Origin of the sequence: Limnoglobus roseus (genome assembly GCF_008254045.1) — a bacterium.
Taxonomy (GTDB): domain Bacteria; phylum Planctomycetota; class Planctomycetia; order Gemmatales; family Gemmataceae; genus Limnoglobus; species Limnoglobus roseus.
In genome coordinates this window covers 8,854,506-8,872,420 of record NZ_CP042425.1, presented here as the reverse complement: position 1 = coordinate 8,872,420, position 17,915 = coordinate 8,854,506, and the positions used below count along the sequence as shown (strand labels likewise).

The following is a 17,915-nucleotide window of genomic DNA, read 5'->3' as shown; positions in this document are numbered from 1 at the left end:
TTCATGTTGGAGTCGTGTGCCATGCCGTCCGCCCGTTTGTTGTTCCGCCGTCTTGTACAAAATTTGCTCGTCCCTTCGGCGACCCGATCGGTGTGCCGGCCCCGTGCCCGGCACACGCCGGTGTGTGAGGAACTCGAAGCCCGGACCGTTCCGTACACCACCGACCTCACCGCGGGCACGTTCACGCTCACCTACCAGGCGTCGAACGAAACGATCGTGATCGGCAGTTCCTCGACGTTCATTTCCGGATCGGACACGACCAGCCCGGCCGAGGACGGGTTCACGTTCCCGGTGGCGAGCGTCAACCGGATCGTCGTCGTCGATTCGTCCGCGGGGACGGGGCAGACGCTGACGTTCAGCACGGCCGGCGGATCTGGGTTCACGCTGTCGAACGGCCTGTCCGTGAGCGGTATCGACACAGTGACGTTCAACCAAACCGTGAGCTCCGCGGGCGGCTCTGGGGCGATCGACGTGAACGTGTCGCAGAACATCGCCGTGAACGCCAGCGTGACGACGGCGTCGGGGAACCTGACGCTGTCGGCCAACCGCCAGACGACGGCGACCGCCGGCACGTTTGTCGGCGTGGACATCAACGGCGCGACGGTGCAGAGCACGGGCATTGGCGTGGTCACCGTCAGCGGCCGGGGGGGCACGACGGGGAACAGCACTCCGGGCGTCTCCGTCCGCGCCAACGGTGTCGTCTCCGGCGGGTCGGGGGCGGTCGGCACCGTCGTGGACGGGGTCGGCGGCACGGCGGCGAGCGGGAGCTTGAACCACGGTGTGTATCTCGTGGGGGCCAATTCCAAGATCACGTCTGGAGGCGGGTCGGTCCAGGTGACGGGGGTGGGGGGCAACGGCAACACTACGACGTTCAACAGCGGCGTCTTTCTCCAGGGCGGGACCATTACGGCCGGTGGACTTGAGGCCGTGACCGTCGTCGGCACCGGCGGGGCCGGCGTCAACAGCGACAACGACGGCGTCAGTTCAAGCGGCACCATTACCTCAAGCGGCGGGGACGTGTCGGTCACCGGGACCGGCGGCCCGGTGCCCGACCTCGGGTTAGGCGTCGGCGTCGGGTTCCGGCACCTCGGTGTCGGCGTGTCGGCCCCCGGCATCATCACCGCCGGGGGCATGGGCAACGTCACAGTCTTTGGCACGGGGGCAACAAGCTCGACGAGTCGGCTCAACCACGGCGTGTCGGTCACGTCCGGCACCGGGGCGACCAACATCACGTCGAGCGGCGGCAATGTCACCGTCACCGGGGTCGCCGGCGGCCAAGGCGCGGACGCCGACACGAACTACGGCATCGAACTTTCGGGCATCATCAGCGCCGGGGGGGCCGGCACGGTGACGCTGGCCGGCACGGGCGGTCAGGGGACCGCCAGCAAGCAGGGAAATTACGGGGTGGTCATCCCATCCTTCGGTGGGATGGTCACGTCGAGCGGTGGGGCGATCAGCGTCACCGGGACGCGGGGCGAAAATACGGCGATGGACGTGTTCTTCGACCTCAGCACGAACGTCCCCAGCAAGGTGGCCAGCGGCGGCCTTGGCAGCGTCACGATCACGGCCGACACGTTCGGCAACGCCGGTGTGCCGATCCAAGCGGGCACCGCCGGGACCGGCGTCGCCGCCGTCCGCCCGCGGACGGGCGGCACAAAGGTGGACGTGGGCGGCGCCGACGCCACGGGCACGCTCGGCCTCAGCACGGCCGACCTCGCCGCCATTACGGCCGGCGCGCTGGAGATCGGCAGTACGGCGGCCGGCTCGCTGACCGTGACGACCGCCGTCAACCGCGGGACCGGTACGCTCAAGCTCTTCAGCGGCAGTTCGATCGCCGTCAGCAACTCGCTGACGGCCGCCGCCGTCGGGCTGAAGTCCGGCGGTACGGTCAACATTACCGCGGACATCCACGGCGACTTCTACCTGAGCGCCAGCGGCGTCGTGAGCCAGTCGTTGTCCACCATCTTCGGGAGCGTCGCGAACGTGGAGAACACGGGGGCGGGCGCCGCGACCAGCCTCAACTTCGTCGCAACGCCGTTGTCGCTGGCGGCCAGCGGCAGCGGCGGCACGATGCTGTTCAACGTCAGCGGCAGCCTTCAACTCGTCGGGGCCGTGGCCGGATTGGCCGGCGTTACCGCGACCCGCACGGGCGTCACCACCGGCAACGGCCAGGTTTTCCTGGTCGCCTCCGACACGCTCACCGTCAGCAACAACGGCACCGTCGTGGACACCGGGACGAGCAGCGCCGGCTTGGACGCCGTCGCCGTGATCCTCGCGAACCAGGCCCGGGTCGTGGGGTTGAACCATAACATCGGCGCGGAACGGCTGGCGATCACCGGTGGGGCCACGGTGGACGGCGGGAACAGCAACGTGACCATCCGCGGTCACTTCGTGAACCGCCCGATCAACCTCGGCGGCGACGACTCTTCGTCCGGTGCGGCGTTCCTCGGCCTCTCCGACAGCGATCTCGACGCCGTGACGGCGGGGACGCTGACGATCGGGCGGAGCGACGCCGCGGCCATCATCCTGACCGCCGCGGTCGGCCCGGCGAACGCGACGGCGCTCGTGCTGCGGACGGCCGATTCCATCACGACCGCCGGCGGCAGCCTTACCGTCAAGTCCGGCGGCGCGACCTTCACCGCCGCGGCGGCCGGTACGGTCTCGCTCACCGGCGCGAACGACTTCTCCGCCGGTCCCGTTCGCGTCAGCCAGGCGAAGGACGTGACGATCAACAACGCGGTCGGCACGCTCACCCTCGGCGCCTCCACCATCACCGGCGCCCTCGCCGTGTCCGCGTCCGGCCCCGTCGCCGACTCCGGCCCGGTGACGGTCGGCGGGGCGGCGAGTTTCGTCGCCGGGGGTAGCGTCGTGCTGGACGAGGCGGCCACGGACTTCGCCACGATCAGCGTGAACACCAGTTCGGCGAACGGCGCGATCTCCCTCCGCGACGCGAACGGCGTCACGCTGGGGACGGGCGGGCTGACCGCCGGCGGCGGCACGGTCACGGCGCTCGGCGGGGCCGTTGTCTTGACGGCCGCGAACGGCATCGCCGGCACCCTCCAGGTGAACCTCGGGGCCACCCTCGCCGGCAGCGGGACCGTCACCGGCAACGTGTCCGGCGCCGGGGCATTCGCGCCGGGCGTCGGCGGACCTGGAAAGATTACGGTCAACGGCAACTTCACGCCGACCGGCACGCTGAGCCTCGACGTGAACCCGCCGGCCGGCGCCGCCGGGACCGACTACGACCAGTTCGTGGTGAACGGGACGGTGAACGTCAGCGGGGCGGCCATCGCCTTGAACGGCTCGGCGTCGCCGCCGGCCGTCCCCGTGAATCAACTCGCCACCCTTATCCAGAACGATCTCGCCGACGCGACCACGGCGGGATCGACGCCGGCCCAGGGAGCGACGGTCACGGTCAACGGCAACGTCTACCGCGTCTTCTACAACGGCGGCGACGGCAACGACGTGACCCTCGTCTACACCGGCGGGCTGGCCCAGCCGACGGTCTACGTCAGTTCGGGCTTCACCCAGCACGACGGGCAGACGATCGTCGACGCCGACCCGACCGCGGCCGGCAACCAGGGGGCGATCTTCGGCGTCAACGCCTTCACCAGCCTCGCGGCGGCGACGGCTGGGGCCGCGATCATTGTCAACGCGGGAACCTACGCCGAGGCCGTCGCGCTCACCGGGACGCAGACGCTCCAGGCCAACGGGACCGTGGCGATCAACGCCCTCAGCGGCCCGGCCGGGACGGGCGTCGTCATCGGCGGGACGCTGACCGTCGGCGACGCCTCGTCCGCCACGTTCGCCGGGGCGATCTCCGGGGCCGGCAACCTCGTCAAACAGGGGACCGGCACGCTGACGCTGACCGGCGCCAACTCCTACGCCGCCACGGCGATTTCCAACGGCACGCTCCAGGTCGGCAGCGGCGGGACGGCCGGCACGCTCGGCACGGGCGCCGTCACGGACAACGCCACACTGATGTTCAACCGCAGCGATACGCTCGTCGTCGCGAACGCCATCGGCGGGACCGGCTCGCTCGTGCAAGCCGGCAGCGGCACGACGACCCTGACCGGCGCGAACGGCTACGGCACAACGACCGTCAGCCTCGGGACGCTGCGAGTCGGCAACGGCGGCACGATGGGCACGCTGGGCACCGGCGGGGTGACCAACAACGGTGCCCTCGTATTCGACCGGACGAACGCCCTCGCGGTGACCAGCGGCATCACCGGGAGCGGCACGATTACGCAGGCCGGCAGCGGCACGACGACCCTCGGCGGCGTCAACACGGCCTCGGCGGTCAACGTGACCGGCGGGCGACTGACCCTCGCCGGGGCGGTAGCGGCGCCCTTCCTCGTGACCGCCCCCGGCATCCTCGGCGGGTCCGGCACGATCACCGGGAACGTCTCTGGCGGCGGCACGTTCGCCCCCGGCAGCAGCCCCGGCCAGATCACGGTCAACGGGGCCTTCACGCCGACCGGCACCCTCGCGTTCGAGGTGAACGGCACGGCCGCGACGGCGGGCACCGACTACGACCAGTTCGTCGTGAACGGGACGGTCGATCTCAGCGGGGCCAGCCTCACGTTCACCGGCACCGCGTCCGACGTTCCCACGAACACCGTGGTGGCTGTGATCGCCAACGACGGTGTGGACGCCGTTACCCCGTCCACGAACCCGGCCACCGGGAGCGTGACGATCAACGGGATGTCGTTCCAACTGTCCTACGCCGGCGGCACCGGCAACGACGTGGTGTTGATCGCCCAAGACCTCGGCAACCCCACGGTGTCGAGCGTCACGCCCAGTGTAGCCACGATTTCCGCCGGCGCGTCCACGTTCTCCATCACGGTGGTGTTCAGCGAGGCGATGAACACCACCGTGAATCCGACGATCTCCTTCCCCGTCGAAAACCCCACGGGCACGCTGACGTTCAACGCCGCCACCTCCGGGTGGGCGAACGGCTTTACCTACGTCGCCCGATACGACATGGCCGGAGCCGGCACCCTGCCGAACGTGGACGTCCGCGTCGCGGGGGCACAGGACGTGTCCGGCAACGTGCAGACGACGTTCACCGCTGCCGACTTGTTCAGCATCGACACCCAGAACCCGGTGGTGCAGAGCGTGACGCCCGGTTTCGCGCCCCTGACGGACGCGGCCGTCGGTTCCGTGTTCACGGTGACGGTCACGTATTCCGAGGCGATGAACACGGGCGTGAACCCGACGGTGTCGTTCCCGGTCGAGAACCCGTCCGCCGCGTTGACATTCGACGCCGGCACGTCGGGGTGGACGAGCGCCACGACTTACGTCGCCCGGTACACCATCGCGGACGCGAACCAGACGCTGGCGGACGTGGACGTGCGCATCACGGGCGGCGTCGATCTCGCGGGCAACGCCCCGGCGGTGTTCACCGCGGCCGACCTGTTCGACATCGACACGCAGAACCCGACCGTCATGAGCGTCACCCCGAGCGCGGCGACGATTAGCGGCGGGGCCTCGACGTTCACCCTGACCGTGCTGTTCAGCGAGTCGATGGACGCCGGCGTGAACCCGATGGTGTCGTTCCCGGTCGAGAACCCGACGGCCGTCCTCACGTTCAACGCCGGCACGTCCGGGTGGACGAACGCGACCACCTACGTCGCCCGGTACAGCGTGGCGGGCAACTTGACGCTTCCCAACATCGACGTCCGCGTGACCGGGGCACAGAACCTGTCCGGGAACGCCCAGACCGTTGGCAACTTCGCCAACCTGTTCGGCATCGACACGACGGCCCCCACGGTGAGCGGCATCAGCCCGAATCTGCCGGTGGTGAACACGGCCGCGGTCGGGACGACGTTCCGACTGACGGCGACGTACTCCGAGGCGATGAACACGACCGTGGACCCGACGGTTTCGTTCCCCGTCGAGAACCCGGCGGCGGTCCTCACGTTCGACGCCGGGGCGTCCGGGTGGACGAGCACCACGACCTACGTCGCAGGGTACACGGTGGGCGGGGCGGCGGCGACGCTGGCGGACGTGGACGTGCGCGTGACGGGCGGGGTGGACCTCGCAGGCAACGCTCCGGCGGCGTCCACGGCGGCCGACCTGATCGACATCGACACACAGAACCCGACGGTGTCGATCACGGGGAAACCGCCGGCCTTGACGAACACCGCGGCCGCGTCGTTCACGTTCGCCGCGACGGACGCCGGTGGCGTCGGCACGGTCGAGGTCGACCTCGACGGCGGCGGGTTCGTCGCGGCGGCCGGCACGAAGGATTACGCGGGGCTGGCCGAGGGGACGCACACGTTCACCGTCCGGGCGACCGACGCGGGCGGCAACGTCGCGGTCAGCTCCTACACCTGGCAAATCGACCGCACCAGCCCGCAGGTCGCGGTTGGCGCGCCGACCGTGGACAAGACCTCGCTCACTTACCTCGTGACCTTCACCGACGCGAACCCGGGGGCGATCACGCTCTCGGCGGCGACCGTCACCCCGGGAACGGCGATCGTCGGCGGCGTGACGGTCACGCCGGCCGGCGGGAACAGCGTGACGGTCACGCTGACCAACGTCAGCGGCGGCGGGACCGTGGGCTTCACGCTCGCGGCCGGCGCGACGACGGACCTCGCCGGCAACTCATCCGCCGTCGCAAGCAGCGGGGCGGGTGCGGCCGTCTCGACCAACGACGCCCCGTCGGTCGGCAACGACACGCTGGCCGCCAGCGTCGCGAATGCGGTGCGGACGATTCCCGTCACGGTCCTCCTGATCAACGACCAGCCCGGCGCAGGCGAGGCGGGGCAAGCGCTGACGATCGTGGCCGTCGGGAATGCGGTCGGCGGCACCGTCACGCTGCAAGGCTCGACCGTCCTCTTCGCCCCGGCCCCGAACTTCACCGGCACGGCCTCGTTCGACTACACCGTGCAGGACAACGGCACGACGAACGGCTTCGCCGATCCGAAGACGGCCACCGGCCGCGCGAGTTTCGCGATCACGGCCGCCCCTGCGGTTGCGGGAGTGCCCACCGTCACCGCGGCGGCGACGATCGAGGACACCCAAACGTCCTCGGGCCTGATCGTCACGCCCAACGCGGCGGACGGGGCGGCCGTCTCGGCGTTCCAGATTTCAGGCATTGTGGGCGGACAGTTGTTCAAGAGTGACGGCGACACGCCGATCAACAACGGCGACTTCGTCTCGCTCGCCGAGGGCGCGGCCGGGCTGCGGTTCACGCCGGCCGCTGACGCGAACACCACGGCCGGCGGAACCTTCAGCTTCGTCGCGAAGGGCGCCTTCGACGCGACCGGTGCCGGGCTGGGGGCCGGGACGGTGGCCAACATCACGGTGAACGCCGTTGACGACGCCCCGTCGTTCACGGTCGCCGCCGGCCCAACGATGTCCGCCGCCGGTCAGGCCCCGCAAACCGTCGCGGTGTTCGCGACCGCGATCTCCAACGGGCCGGCCGACGAGGCGTCGCAGACGTTGTCGTTCCAGGTGACGGCCGACGACCCGACGCTGTTCCGCGTTCAACCGGCCATCGACCCCGCGACCGGTACGCTCACGTTCACCCCGGCAGCGAGCGCGCTCGGCGAAGCGACGATCACCGTCCGCCTCCGGGACAGCGGAGGGACCGTGTCAGCCCCGATCGCCCGGCGGATTGCGCTTCGCCCGGTCAACCAGACGGAACTCCCCGAGTTCGCCGGCAGCCCCGGCCAGGGCGGCGTGGGGACGGCGACCCTGTTCGCCGGCGACGGCCGGCCACTGCTCACGTCGAACCCGTTCCCCGGCGTGGCCGGAGTCGGCGAGATTCACACCGCCAGCGGCGACGTGAACGGCGACGGCGTCACCGACCTGATCGCCGCCACCGGCAAGGGGCCGCGGTCTCAGGCGGCCGTCATCGACGGGGCGACGCAGAAGATTCTTTACACGTTCACCCCGTTCGAGGAGAGCTTTACGCTGGGGATGAACGTGGCCGTCGGCGACGTTGACCGGGACGGGTTCGCGGACGTGGGGATCAGCGCCGAGAACGGCGGCGGCGCCCGCGTCACCATCTACAGCGGCCGCACCGGGCAGGTACTCATGGACTTCTTCGGGATCGAGGACGTGAACTTCCGCGGCGGCTCGACGCTCGCCTTCGGCGACGTGGACGGCGACGGGTTCGCCGACCTGGTCAGCGGGGCCGGAATCGGCGGTGGCCCGCGGATCGCGATCTGGAGCGGGGCCACGCTGTTCGGCGGCCAGGCTCCGACGCGGCTGGTCCCGGACTTCTTCGTCTTCGAGCCGACGCTCCGGGACGGCACCTACGTGACGACCGGCGACGTGAACGGCGACGGCCGCAGCGACCTGGTGTTCGGGGCCGGGCGGATCGGTGCCCCGCGCGTGTTCGCGGTCGACGCGAAGGCGTTGCTCGACAGCCCAGGGTCGACGTTCACGCCGCTCGTCAACTTCTTCGCCGCCGACCCGACCCTACGAAAGGGCGTCCGGGTGGTGGTGAAGGACACGAATGCGGATCGCAAGGCGGACCTGATCGCGGTGGCCCCGACCGGCGTGACGGACCTGGTCACTCTGTACCCGTCGCAGAGCATCGCGACTGGCGCGCCGTCCGGCGGGACAAGTCTGGACGATCTGTTCGAGGCCGACATGGGCATCTATGTCGGGTGACAGACGCGGTTCAATCGCATCGGACGTGGCCCCTGTGCCGCACTTTATCCCCGGAAGGCACATTTTCGCGGGCCGTGCCGCCGATCTCGCCCACCCTTTAGCCCGGGTCGGGCCAATCCGGACCGGCCCCGCAAATAAGCTGTTCGGCCGCCGGGGGCGGTACCCGCTCGCGTGGACAGGTCGCGACGGCAGAACGGTCGTTTTCGGTCGCCGAATTGCCACATCTCTCGTGAGGTTACGCCGCGTCGAACCGCAGCTCACTTTTCCACCCGGCGTCGCGGGCGAACGGGTCGATCTCTCCGCCGAGGACGAGTGGGTTGCCGGGGAACCGGAAATCCGGCTTGGGCCCGGCCGGGTCGTAGACGAGGACTTCGGTCGCCCCGTCCGGGCGGACCCACCGGCCCGGCGGGCGGGCGGGGGTGGCCTCGAGGACGAACACGACGCCCGGCCACGCCGGGGGCGGGTTCTCCCGCCGGACCGCCGCCTCGAGCTTCCTCACCCGCCTCAGCCGCGCCGACATCGGGTTTTCCCTTTCACACGTCGAACGCGGGGCCGAGGATGAGTTTGTGCGGCCCGCCCGGGGGCAACGGCGGCGGGCCGTGGGCCGGGTCGTAGGTGACCTCGCGGGCGATCCCGCCCCACACGACCCGCACGCCGACCGGCCGATCGGCCGCCGCCTCGACGAGGAAGATGGTGACGGGCCCGGCGTCTCGATTCCCCGCCCGGACCCGCTTCGCCAATCGGTCGACCCGCCGGTGGAACCGCATCACGGCCCCCCTCGGGGGTCGCCGTCGACGTGGGCCTCGAGGGCGGCGATGCGGGCCTCGAGTTCGACGACCTCGCGGACCTTCAGGCCGAGTTCGAGGACGGCCCGTGCGGCCCCGAGTCGGGTGGCCGGCGGGGTGCCCGGCTTCTGGAGGTCGAGGAGGGTTCGGACGGACTCGGTGGCGGCGGCGGTGAGGGCGGCGGCGGTGCGGGCGACGATGTCGGCCTGGACGGCCCGGAGGCGGCGGACGAAGTCGGGGTCCTGGAGGCGGCGGCGGACGGTGGTGACGCCGAGGCCGGCCTTGGTCGCGGCGGCCTCCTGGGTGGCCCCGCAGGCGAGGGCGAGGATGAGGTGGTCGTCGGCCGTGCGGCGGGTGGTGGCGTTGGCCACGGGCGGGCCTCCTCGGGGGCGGAGTAGTCGGTTGTGGTGGGTTTTGGTCGGTGCTACGGCGGTTCCGGCGTTCCGGGATCACGCCGTCGCGGGAATCCTGGCTCCGTCCTAAACCGTGCCTGCGGACCGCTGGACCAAGACGGCTGCCAGAGCCGTCGCGGTCGATCGCGCGGGCGCCCCCTCCCCGGGCGCGGGATCGGGGCGCGGGGCTTCCAGCCGGTACGTCGCGCCCTTCGGCTCCCGCATGTCCCACCGCCGATGGCAGGGGACGCACAGCCAGCGGACGCGGAGCGGCTCGTCGTAGTTGAAGTGGGCCCCCTCGATTCGGCAGCCTGTCCGCCCACATTCCTCGCAGGTGCTCGGGCGGACGACGTTCCCGGCCTGGACGTGGTATCGCAGCAGGCTCTGCGCGCTCCTCGCCTTCGTGACGGTTCGTCGGACCACCTTCCGGCCGGTGGTCTGGGCTTTGAATTTACACGCGAGCGAGCAGTGCCGCTGGGACAGGCGGGGCACCGGAAACGCGACCGAGCAGACCGGGCACACCGCCCAGGTCCGAGGCCGGCCCTTGCGGGCGGCAGGCTCGGTGCCCCGCGAACCGCTCGGATCGGGCCATCGGGTTTCATGCAGGTTACCCACGGACGGCCTCCTTTCCGGTCATCACGCGCCACCTGGTGCAGATGACGTCGCAGTACCGCGGGTCGAGTTCGACGAGGGCGGCCGTTCGTCCCGTGTGTTCACTCGCGACGAGGGTGGTCCCGGACCCGGCGAACGGGTCGAGGACGACCCCGGCGGCCGGGCACGAGTTGCCGATCAGGTAGGTGAACAGGTCGACGGGCTTCATGGTCGGGTGGACGTCGTTCTTGGCCGGCCGGTCGAATTCGAGGACGGTCGTCTGGGTCCGGTCGGAGAGCCAGGTGTGGGCGGCCCCGTCGGCCCACCCGTACAGGCACGGCTCGTGCTGCCAGTGGTAGTCGAACCGGCCGAGGGCGAACGCCGACTTGACCCAGACGAGGCACTGGCGGACGCGGAGGCCGGCGTCGGCGCACGCGGTTCGCACCGTGAGCCCCTCGAGGTCGGCGTGCCAGATGTAGAACGCCGCCCCCGGTCGGAGGACGCCCTTGGCCGTGGCCAGGGCGCGGGCGAGGAACCGGCGGTAGTCGCCGCCGGCCATGGCGTCGTTGGCGATGGTGAGCTTGTCGGCCGTCTTCCCCTCGTAGGCGACGTTGTACGGCGGGTCGGTGAGGAGCAGGTCGGCCGGGGCGCCGTCGAGGACCTTCGCCAGGTCGGCGGGGTCGGTGGCGTCGCCGCACAGGAGGCGGTGGCGGCCGAGGAGCCACACGTCGCCCGGGCGGGTGACGGGTTCGGCCGGCGGGTCGGGGACGGCGTCCGGGTCGCCGAGGACGGTCGGCTCGTCGGCCTTGAGCAGGTCGGTCAGTTCGTCGGCCGTGAAGCCGATGGACGCGAGGTCGACGTCGGTGCCCTGGAGGGCGAGGAGTTCGGCGACGAGCTTGCCGTCGTCCCACGTGGCGATGGCGGCGCTGCGGTTGTCGGCCAGGCGGTACGCCTTGGCCTGGGCCGGGGTGAGGTCGGTGGCGACGTGCAAGGGGACGACCGTCAGGCCCAACTTCACGGCGGCCTTGTACCGGGTGTGTCCGACGACGATGACGCCGTCGGCGTCAACGACCAATGGCTGCCGCCAGCCGAAGGCGGCGAGGGACTCGGCGACGGCGTGGACGGCGTCGTCGTTGATCCGGGGGTTGTGTTCGTACGGGGTGACGGAGGAGATGTCGCGCATCTGGACGAGCATCGGCGGGGCCTCGAAGGAACAGGGACGTTCGTTCGGCCCGGCCGTGATGCCGGGTGCTTGGCCGCCGGCCCGCCACCCCGTCCTCCCACGAGGACGTGCGGCGAGCTGCTCGGGAGATTATACCCTACGCCGGCGAGCCGCACAACCTTCGTGGACGTCGGCGGTTGTGCGGCGGGGGGCGAAGAAAGAAAGTCTGTCTAACTCTTTGACCTTTCCCCGCGGGGACAACGCCGGTTTCGCGCGGGAAGGACCCGTGCGACCTGGGCTGCGGGTAGGTTCGGGACGTCGGCCACGCCCCCGTTTGGTGGGCCAGTCGGCGTGCTGGGATGCGTGCTGGGGCGCGATCGACGCCCACCGCCGTTGGCGAGCGGGATCATTTCTTCCCCCGCTTCTTCGACTTGGCCGGGTGACCTTTTCCGCCGGCGGGAACAATCGGTTTTTTTGTCGGCCAGTCTTCGCGGCTTTCGGTCGGTCTTCTGAACCGGGTTCGCCGGGGGTGTCAGGCAACAACCGGTTGACCGGTGGGGGACCCCCTATACAGGGGGTTCCCCCAACCGGTTGTTCCGGTTGTTGTCCGCCCCCGTCACCGGGCACAACCGGTTGGACCGGTTGTGCCTCGGGAAAAACCGGATGTTCGCTTTCAACCGGTTGTCGCCCGAAGGGGATCGCGATCGTCTCGTACGGCACCGGCCGGCGGAACCCGGTTGTCTCCCGCCAACCGCCGTTGTTTACCTTGTACTTGAAGTCGTGAAGCTCGATCGTCTCGTCGAGCAGGAGGCATTCGGAGACGGCCTTGATGTCCCCGAACTGCCAGCCGTAGTCGGTTTTGAGGCGGTTGGCGGACACGGCCGGGAACCCCTTCGCCGCTTCCGCGTCCACGTCGGCGAGGAATTTCGCCTTCTTGGCCTCCACCTTCTCCCGCTGGGCCCTCGCCCGCTTGGCCTCCACGTCCTCGGCCGGGGCGTTGGAACCGTCGGCCCGGTTGGTGACGCGAACGTCCCAGAACCGGCCGCGGAAGCACTCGTCGGCCACGCCCTCCTCGATGTCGACGTCGAAGTCCCCGCCGTACCCGTCCCGGCCGCCGATGCTGACGACGAGTTCGTGCCGGCCGGTTCCCCGGGCGTACTCCCTCCGCCGGTTGATGAGGACGTACTGGCCGACGAACTGCGAGAACCCGCTGTGGCTGAGTTGCTGCAACTCCATCGGCCGGCCGGTGTCGAGCGACTTGTTCGCGTGGTGGCAGATGACGGTCGTGACCCCGGCCGCGATCAGCGTGCCGGCCACCGTCCGCAACAGGTTGCCCGTCTCGAACATGCTGGCCGCGTTCACGTCGCCGAGCATCAGGTACAGGGGGTCGAGGATGACGACCTCGGGCCGCCGCGCGACGAGCATGCCCGTGAACTCGGCCATCGCCGCGGCGTCGCTCAGGCACGGCACGTCGAAGCACCAGTGCACCGTGCCGAACGACTGGCCGGGGGAAAATCCCTTCGCCTTGAGGACCCGGTCGCGGGTTTCCAGGAGGGTGGCCCGGCCGGACTCGCCGGACACCATGACGGTCGTGACCGCCCGGGGGACGGCGAACGTGCCGAGGAACGGCGTGCCCGTGCCCAGGCTCAGGGCCATGTCCACGGACAGGCCCGTTTTCATGGCCTTGACCGGGCCGCCGATGCCGCACGGCTGCCCCTTGGCGAGGACGTTCGTGATGAGGAACTCGGACCGGTAGTCGCCGGCGATGAACGCGGCGTCCGTCAGGAACTCGAACCGGGGCTTCCGCGGCCCGGCCGTCGGTGCCGCGGGTTGGCCGGCGTCGGGTTGTCGGTCGTCGCGTGCGGGGCCGCCGGCGGGCGGCGTGTGGAGGTGGGCGCCGCTCGCCATGTCGCCCGGGTGCTCGTCGCACTCCTTGAGCTTCCGCCACAGTTCCGCCTCCGGCCACGGCGGGAGGGCGCGGGCGTTGAACTCCTGGAGCAACGGGAACGCCTCCCCGCTGGTGAGCGCGAAGCCGGTCCGGAGGTGCCGGGCGGCGGCGAAGAGGGCGCCGTGGCCGTTCTGCCCCTCGATCGACGGGTCGATCTTGGCCAGGTACTTCCGCGCCCGCTCAATGATGACGGCCCGGTCGGCCGGGGGCGGGTCGGTCGGCCGTGGCTGCGACGCCGGCTTCGGTTGCCTCTTCCGCCGGCACCACTCGGCCCACCCGGGCGGGCACGGGGCGAGCGGGGTGGCGAACGGGTCGTTAATCCAGACGTAGGGGCCGTACCCGCTCACGGACGGGGCGGCGACGAAGTACCCGCCCTCGCCGCGGAGGTCGATCCGGGCGCCCAGGTGGTTGGCCTGGAGGCCGATGCCGCCGGGGTTTCGGGCGAGGACGTGCCACCCGCCGTTCCCGGACTGGGCGGCCGGGGTGAGCGGGAACGTCCCGTTCTCGCCCTCCAGGTCCGTGAAGTCGCGGATGCCGTCGGCGCCGTCCGGGCCGATCATGAGCACCCCGGAGGTCATCCCGGTCGCGACGCCGATGTTGGCGTCCGGCCACCGGTGCCACCACCCGCGGATGACCTCCGGGTCGGTCGTCGCGTCCTTCACGCCGCTTTTCGTCCGGGGGTGCTTCCCCGCGCTCCGGACGCACGCCGCGTTACCGCACGTACACGCGCCGTCGCGGACGGCGTGCAGCGGGATGACGGGCCAGGCCAGGCGGGTCGCGTACGCGAGGGCGGCGGCGAGGAGCGGGTTCGAGTCGGGGATCGGTTCGGCCACGCGGTCACCGTAGTGGGTTCGGGACGCAGAGCGTCCGGGTGTCCACCACGCGGTCGCCGGCGGCGCAGCGCGTGATCGGGGATGTGGGGTTGTGCGTCTCGATCGGCGGGGGCCGTTACGTCCCCCGAAGCTTGTACCGCTCGAACGCCCGGCGGAGGGCTCGGACGCGGTGCTGGACCGTGGTGCGGGCGACGGCCACCCGTTGGGCGGTCGTTGCCACGGTCTCGGTCTTCAGGAGTTCTGCGACGAGGCGAAGGTCGTCCGGCAGGCGGGCGAGGACGGTCGCCACGTCGAGGGCGCGGTCGACGGCCGGGACCGGGTCGTCGGCGTGCCCGCGGTCCGCGTCGCTCACGGCGTGCAGGGATTGCACCCGCCCGGTCCGCTTGGACGCGGCCTGGCGGCGGAGCAGGTCCATCACCGCGCGGTCCACGACCACGGCGACGAACGCCTCGAGGGCGCCCCGCGCCGGGACAAACGCCCGGCGGGCCGTCAGCAGCCGCAGGAAGACTTCTTGGGCGACGTCGTCGGCGTCCCACCCGCGGAGGCGGCGGCGGGCAACGAGGCGGCGGGCCAGGTCGCGGACGAGGCGGCGGGCGTACGCGGATTCGGTCAACGGGGAGTCGGGCACGGGAGCGACCCTCCCGGCCGGGCTTGGAAGACGTGAACGGACCGGGGTCGGGCCACGCCCGCCCCGCCCCCGCCTCCGCGCCACGGCCGGCGAACCATCGGTCTCGACCGGGGAGGAACGCCCCGGCCTACTCGACGGCCCCGGGCACGGCGGCGCGGAACGGCAGGCCGTGCTTGACGTCGAGGGCCAGGACGACGCCGGTGCCCATCCGGTCGAACATCTGGAACAACTCGACGACTTGGACTTTGAGCAAGAAGGCGTCGAGGCCGCGCTCCGGCCGCGGGCCGTTCTCGCCGCCGAACTTGTACTCGCGGACCACGGCCGGCGGCGGGTCCAGGAGGGCCGGCTCGCCGTCGACGACGTGGAGGTACTCGATCCGCCCGAACCCGATCGACTGCATGAGTTCGACGAGTTGCCGGCGGGCGGCGGACAGGGACTGCTTGGGAACCGGACGGGCCATGGGGGACTTCCGCGGCGGCCGGACGAACGAGGGGGACAGGTCGCTCTCGGCGTGCCCCTCGGGTCCGGCCACGGGTTACAGTTGCGCGGCGGGTGGCGCCCGCCGGACCTGTCGCCCCCTACTGGCGAAAATTCGACGGGGCGGGGATTTTTCGGCGAACTACTTTCCGGTCATCGCCACAACCTGCGGCCCGGAATCGGGTTGTGGAAGGGGAGATATTTAGAGGGGCTGAAAATCCGCCCACCGAAAACTCGACGAGCCGCTAACGGTCGTTCGTGAGGGCGAACAGGGTCCGCCACGACTTGCCGTCCACGTCCAGCACGATCGGGTCGTCGGCGATCCGGAAGTACTGCTGCAACGACCGGGCGAGCGTCTCCCGCCGCTTCTGGTTCTTCGGCCCCGCCTGCGGGCTCTTCCAGCTCAGCCGCCCGCCCTCGGCGGCGAACGCCCGCAGCAACAGCCACTGCTTGTTGGCGCTCCCGTTGCGGCCGTCGGCCAGGCCCATCTGGGTGTAGTTGACCGCCTGCCGGGCGGTCCCGACGCGGACGGACACCCGCTCGCCGTCGAGGAACGCGATCCGCACGTCGGCCCATCCGGCGTCCGCCGGCGTCGGGAAGAAGGCGACGGCGGCGGCGGCGTCCGGCCGCGGGACGTGGCCGGCGTGGAACCCGGCCCACCAACCGCGGCCGGCCGGCGTCAGTTCCCACCCGTCGGGCGTCCACGCGACGGCGTCGGCCAGGGCGAGGAATGTTGACCCGTGGGCCTCCAGCAGCCGGCTCGTCTCGTACCGGACGTGGCGGTTGGTCGGGGACACGAGGCGGAAGGGGCCGGGGGCGGCCGCGACCAGGGCGGCGACGTCGCGACGGTACTCGGGCGGCTCCTGCCCGAGGGCGAGGAACAGCGGGAACTCGTACCCGGCCGTCGGCCGGTCGACGCCGACCCGCCACGTCAGGGCCAGGCCGCCGACCGGTCCGGCGTCCGGCGTGAGGTCGAAGACGGCGGCGAGTTTACGGAGGAGGGCCGGGACCGACAGGCGGTGCACGACGAGGTCGCTGCGGCGGAGGGGCACACGCTCCCCGTCCTCCCCGACCCCGACGACGTCGTCCGGGCCGTGCACGACGACGGCGTACGCCCCGCCGTGGCGGTCCAGTCGCGGGAAGCTGTCGGCCGCCGTCGGGTCCGGGAGCAGCAGCTCTTGGACCCGATCGAAGTCGCCCCCCGCGACCGCCCGCCACTCGGCTTCCACCGCCGCCGGGCCAGGCAGCCGGTCAAGCCCCAACCAGAACCGCGTCAGCGGCGAGATCGTCGGCATCGGCTTCGGCCCGGAGGAACCCGCGGAGTTGCAACCACCGCTCGACCCGCCCGCTGTCCCCGTCGCGGGTGTACAGGGCCGTGTTCGGCACCTTGATGGCGACCGACCGGGGCCGCTTGGCCCCCGGGAACCAGACGGCGAACACGGCCTTGGCCAGCCGGGGCAGCGTCGGGATCGGGCGGTTGCCGCGGTCCCGCAGGGCGGCGAACAGGTCGTCCGCCTTCTCGACGTGGTACTCCCGGTGCTTGCCCCCCCAGGCGTAGTGCAGCTCCCGCAGGCGGACGGCCTCCAGGCCGCCGACGTCCCCGCACGCCAGGCACCCCTCCCCGTCCCGGCGGATCGGGTGCAGGCTGTACTTCGCCTCCCGGCCGAAGTACCCGTCCGGCCCGCCCAGGTACTCGGCGATGGCCTGCCGGTACAACTGCCGCTCGCCCTTGAGTTGGGCGTGGACGCGGAGCTCGCCGAGGGCCGGGTCGTACACGGCCACGTCGTGCCGGAGCGGCCGGTAGGCGACCGACGCCGGCTCGTTGTCGAGCACGCTGCCCTCCCGCTTGAACGGCTCCCCGTGGCGGATGAGGAAGTACGCGACGCCGTCCCGGCGGGACACGAACACGCGGGCCGTGCGGCCCCGCCGGTGCTCCTCGCACCAGTCGTTCAGTCGGGCCTCCAGGCGGGCCCGCGCCTCCTCCCCCGGGGCCGCGGCCGGCGGCGGGTCGGCCCCGTCGGCCTGGTAGTACTCGAACGACCGCGGGTGCTCGAGGAACTGTTCGGCCTCCACCCGCTCGAGCAGGCGGGGGGCCTGGAGCCACACCTGGACGGCCACGTCGGCCGGCGTCACGTCGTCCCCGGCGGCCAGGGCCAGGCCGCGGTCGCGGGCGGCCCCCAGCAGGTCGGCCATGCCCTCCGGGGTGGCCAGCCGGTCGACGTAGTACAGGGCGTCGATCAGGTCGGCCGGGGTGTCCTGGTCGGGGGCGAGGAAGATCTGCGCGAGGCGGGCGAAGTCGACCGGGGCCGGGGCGTCGGCCGGCGGGAGAGGAAAGCCCCTCGCCAGAAGGAACTCGCGGTGCGGGTGGAGGAAGGTGGCGAGTCGCGGCGGGTGGACCGCGGCGAGGGTTTCCGGGGAGGCGAAGTGCGACGGGCGGAAGGTGGCCATGGGGTGCCTCACCGGTGGTGTCG

11 protein-coding genes are annotated in these 17,915 nt (G+C 71.4%); 1 reads left to right on the top strand and 10 read right to left on the bottom strand.

All coding sequences use genetic code 11. The features are described from left to right. The first annotated feature begins 21 nt into the window (after positions 1–21). Positions 22–8,628, top strand: coding sequence for an autotransporter-associated beta strand repeat-containing protein (locus tag PX52LOC_RS38065; protein WP_149114981.1), 8,607 nt, complete (start codon positions 22–24; stop codon positions 8,626–8,628). Positions 8,629–8,863: 235 nt separating this feature from the next. Here the strand turns inward: PX52LOC_RS38065 and PX52LOC_RS38060 are convergent, their stop codons facing one another. The 10 genes from PX52LOC_RS38060 to PX52LOC_RS38015 all read right to left on the bottom strand — a co-directional run bounded on the left by PX52LOC_RS38060 (position 8,864) and on the right by PX52LOC_RS38015 (position 17,892). Next, on the bottom strand, positions 8,864–9,148 hold the full coding sequence (locus PX52LOC_RS38060) for a hypothetical protein (protein WP_149114980.1): 285 nt from the start codon (positions 9,146–9,148) through the stop codon (positions 8,864–8,866). Positions 9,149–9,161: 13 nt separating this feature from the next. After that, positions 9,162–9,398, bottom strand: coding sequence for a hypothetical protein (locus PX52LOC_RS38055; protein ID WP_149114979.1), 237 nt, complete (start codon positions 9,396–9,398; stop codon positions 9,162–9,164). Continuing rightward, positions 9,395–9,784, bottom strand: coding sequence for a hypothetical protein (locus tag PX52LOC_RS38050; RefSeq protein WP_149114978.1), 390 nt, complete (start codon positions 9,782–9,784; stop codon positions 9,395–9,397). The genes PX52LOC_RS38055 and PX52LOC_RS38050 overlap by 4 nt, the downstream gene beginning before the upstream one ends. Before the next feature lie 108 nt (positions 9,785–9,892). Then, a complete protein-coding gene (locus PX52LOC_RS38045) occupies positions 9,893–10,420 on the bottom strand; it encodes a hypothetical protein (protein ID WP_149114977.1) in 528 nt (175 codons plus the stop codon). Then, the gene (locus PX52LOC_RS38040; protein ID WP_149114976.1) at positions 10,413–11,591 is read right to left on the bottom strand and encodes a DNA modification methylase; all 1,179 of its coding nucleotides are present in this window, start codon (positions 11,589–11,591) and stop codon (positions 10,413–10,415) included. Before PX52LOC_RS38040 ends, PX52LOC_RS38045 begins: the two co-directional genes overlap by 8 nt. Before the next feature lie 117 nt (positions 11,592–11,708). Further along, positions 11,709–14,339: a bifunctional DNA primase/polymerase gene (locus PX52LOC_RS38035; protein WP_149114975.1), complete on the bottom strand. Its 2,631-nt coding sequence runs from the start codon at positions 14,337–14,339 to the stop codon at positions 11,709–11,711. Positions 14,340–14,454: 115 nt separating this feature from the next. Next, positions 14,455–14,967: an RNA polymerase sigma factor gene (locus PX52LOC_RS38030; protein WP_168219464.1), complete on the bottom strand. Its 513-nt coding sequence runs from the start codon at positions 14,965–14,967 to the stop codon at positions 14,455–14,457. Between the two features lie 127 nt (positions 14,968–15,094). Beyond that, positions 15,095–15,427, bottom strand: a complete 333-nt coding sequence (locus PX52LOC_RS38025) for a hypothetical protein (protein WP_149114973.1) — start codon at positions 15,425–15,427, stop codon at positions 15,095–15,097. A 262-nt stretch (positions 15,428–15,689) separates the two neighbouring features. Further along, on the bottom strand, positions 15,690–16,739 hold the full coding sequence (locus tag PX52LOC_RS38020) for a hypothetical protein (protein ID WP_149114972.1): 1,050 nt from the start codon (positions 16,737–16,739) through the stop codon (positions 15,690–15,692). Beyond that, positions 16,696–17,892 carry a hypothetical protein gene (locus PX52LOC_RS38015; RefSeq protein ID WP_149114971.1) on the bottom strand — a complete coding sequence of 399 codons (1,197 nt, stop codon included), beginning with the start codon at positions 17,890–17,892 and terminating at the stop codon, positions 16,696–16,698. Before PX52LOC_RS38015 ends, PX52LOC_RS38020 begins: the two co-directional genes overlap by 44 nt. Positions 17,893–17,915 lie beyond the last annotated feature (23 nt).

Excerpts from the sequence above, each read along its gene's own strand:
- PX52LOC_RS38065 (WP_149114981.1), top strand. The coding sequence starts at position 22 with ATGCCGTCCGCCCGTTTGTTGTTCCGCCGTCTTGTACAAAATTTGCTC.
- PX52LOC_RS38060 (WP_149114980.1), bottom strand. The coding sequence starts at position 9,148 with ATGTCGGCGCGGCTGAGGCGGGTGAGGAAGCTCGAGGCGGCGGTCCGG.
- PX52LOC_RS38040 (WP_149114976.1), bottom strand. The coding sequence starts at position 11,591 with ATGCTCGTCCAGATGCGCGACATCTCCTCCGTCACCCCGTACGAACAC.
- PX52LOC_RS38025 (WP_149114973.1), bottom strand. The coding sequence starts at position 15,427 with ATGGCCCGTCCGGTTCCCAAGCAGTCCCTGTCCGCCGCCCGCCGGCAA.
- PX52LOC_RS38020 (WP_149114972.1), bottom strand. The coding sequence starts at position 16,739 with ATGCCGACGATCTCGCCGCTGACGCGGTTCTGGTTGGGGCTTGACCGG.
- PX52LOC_RS38015 (WP_149114971.1), bottom strand. The coding sequence starts at position 17,892 with ATGGCCACCTTCCGCCCGTCGCACTTCGCCTCCCCGGAAACCCTCGCC.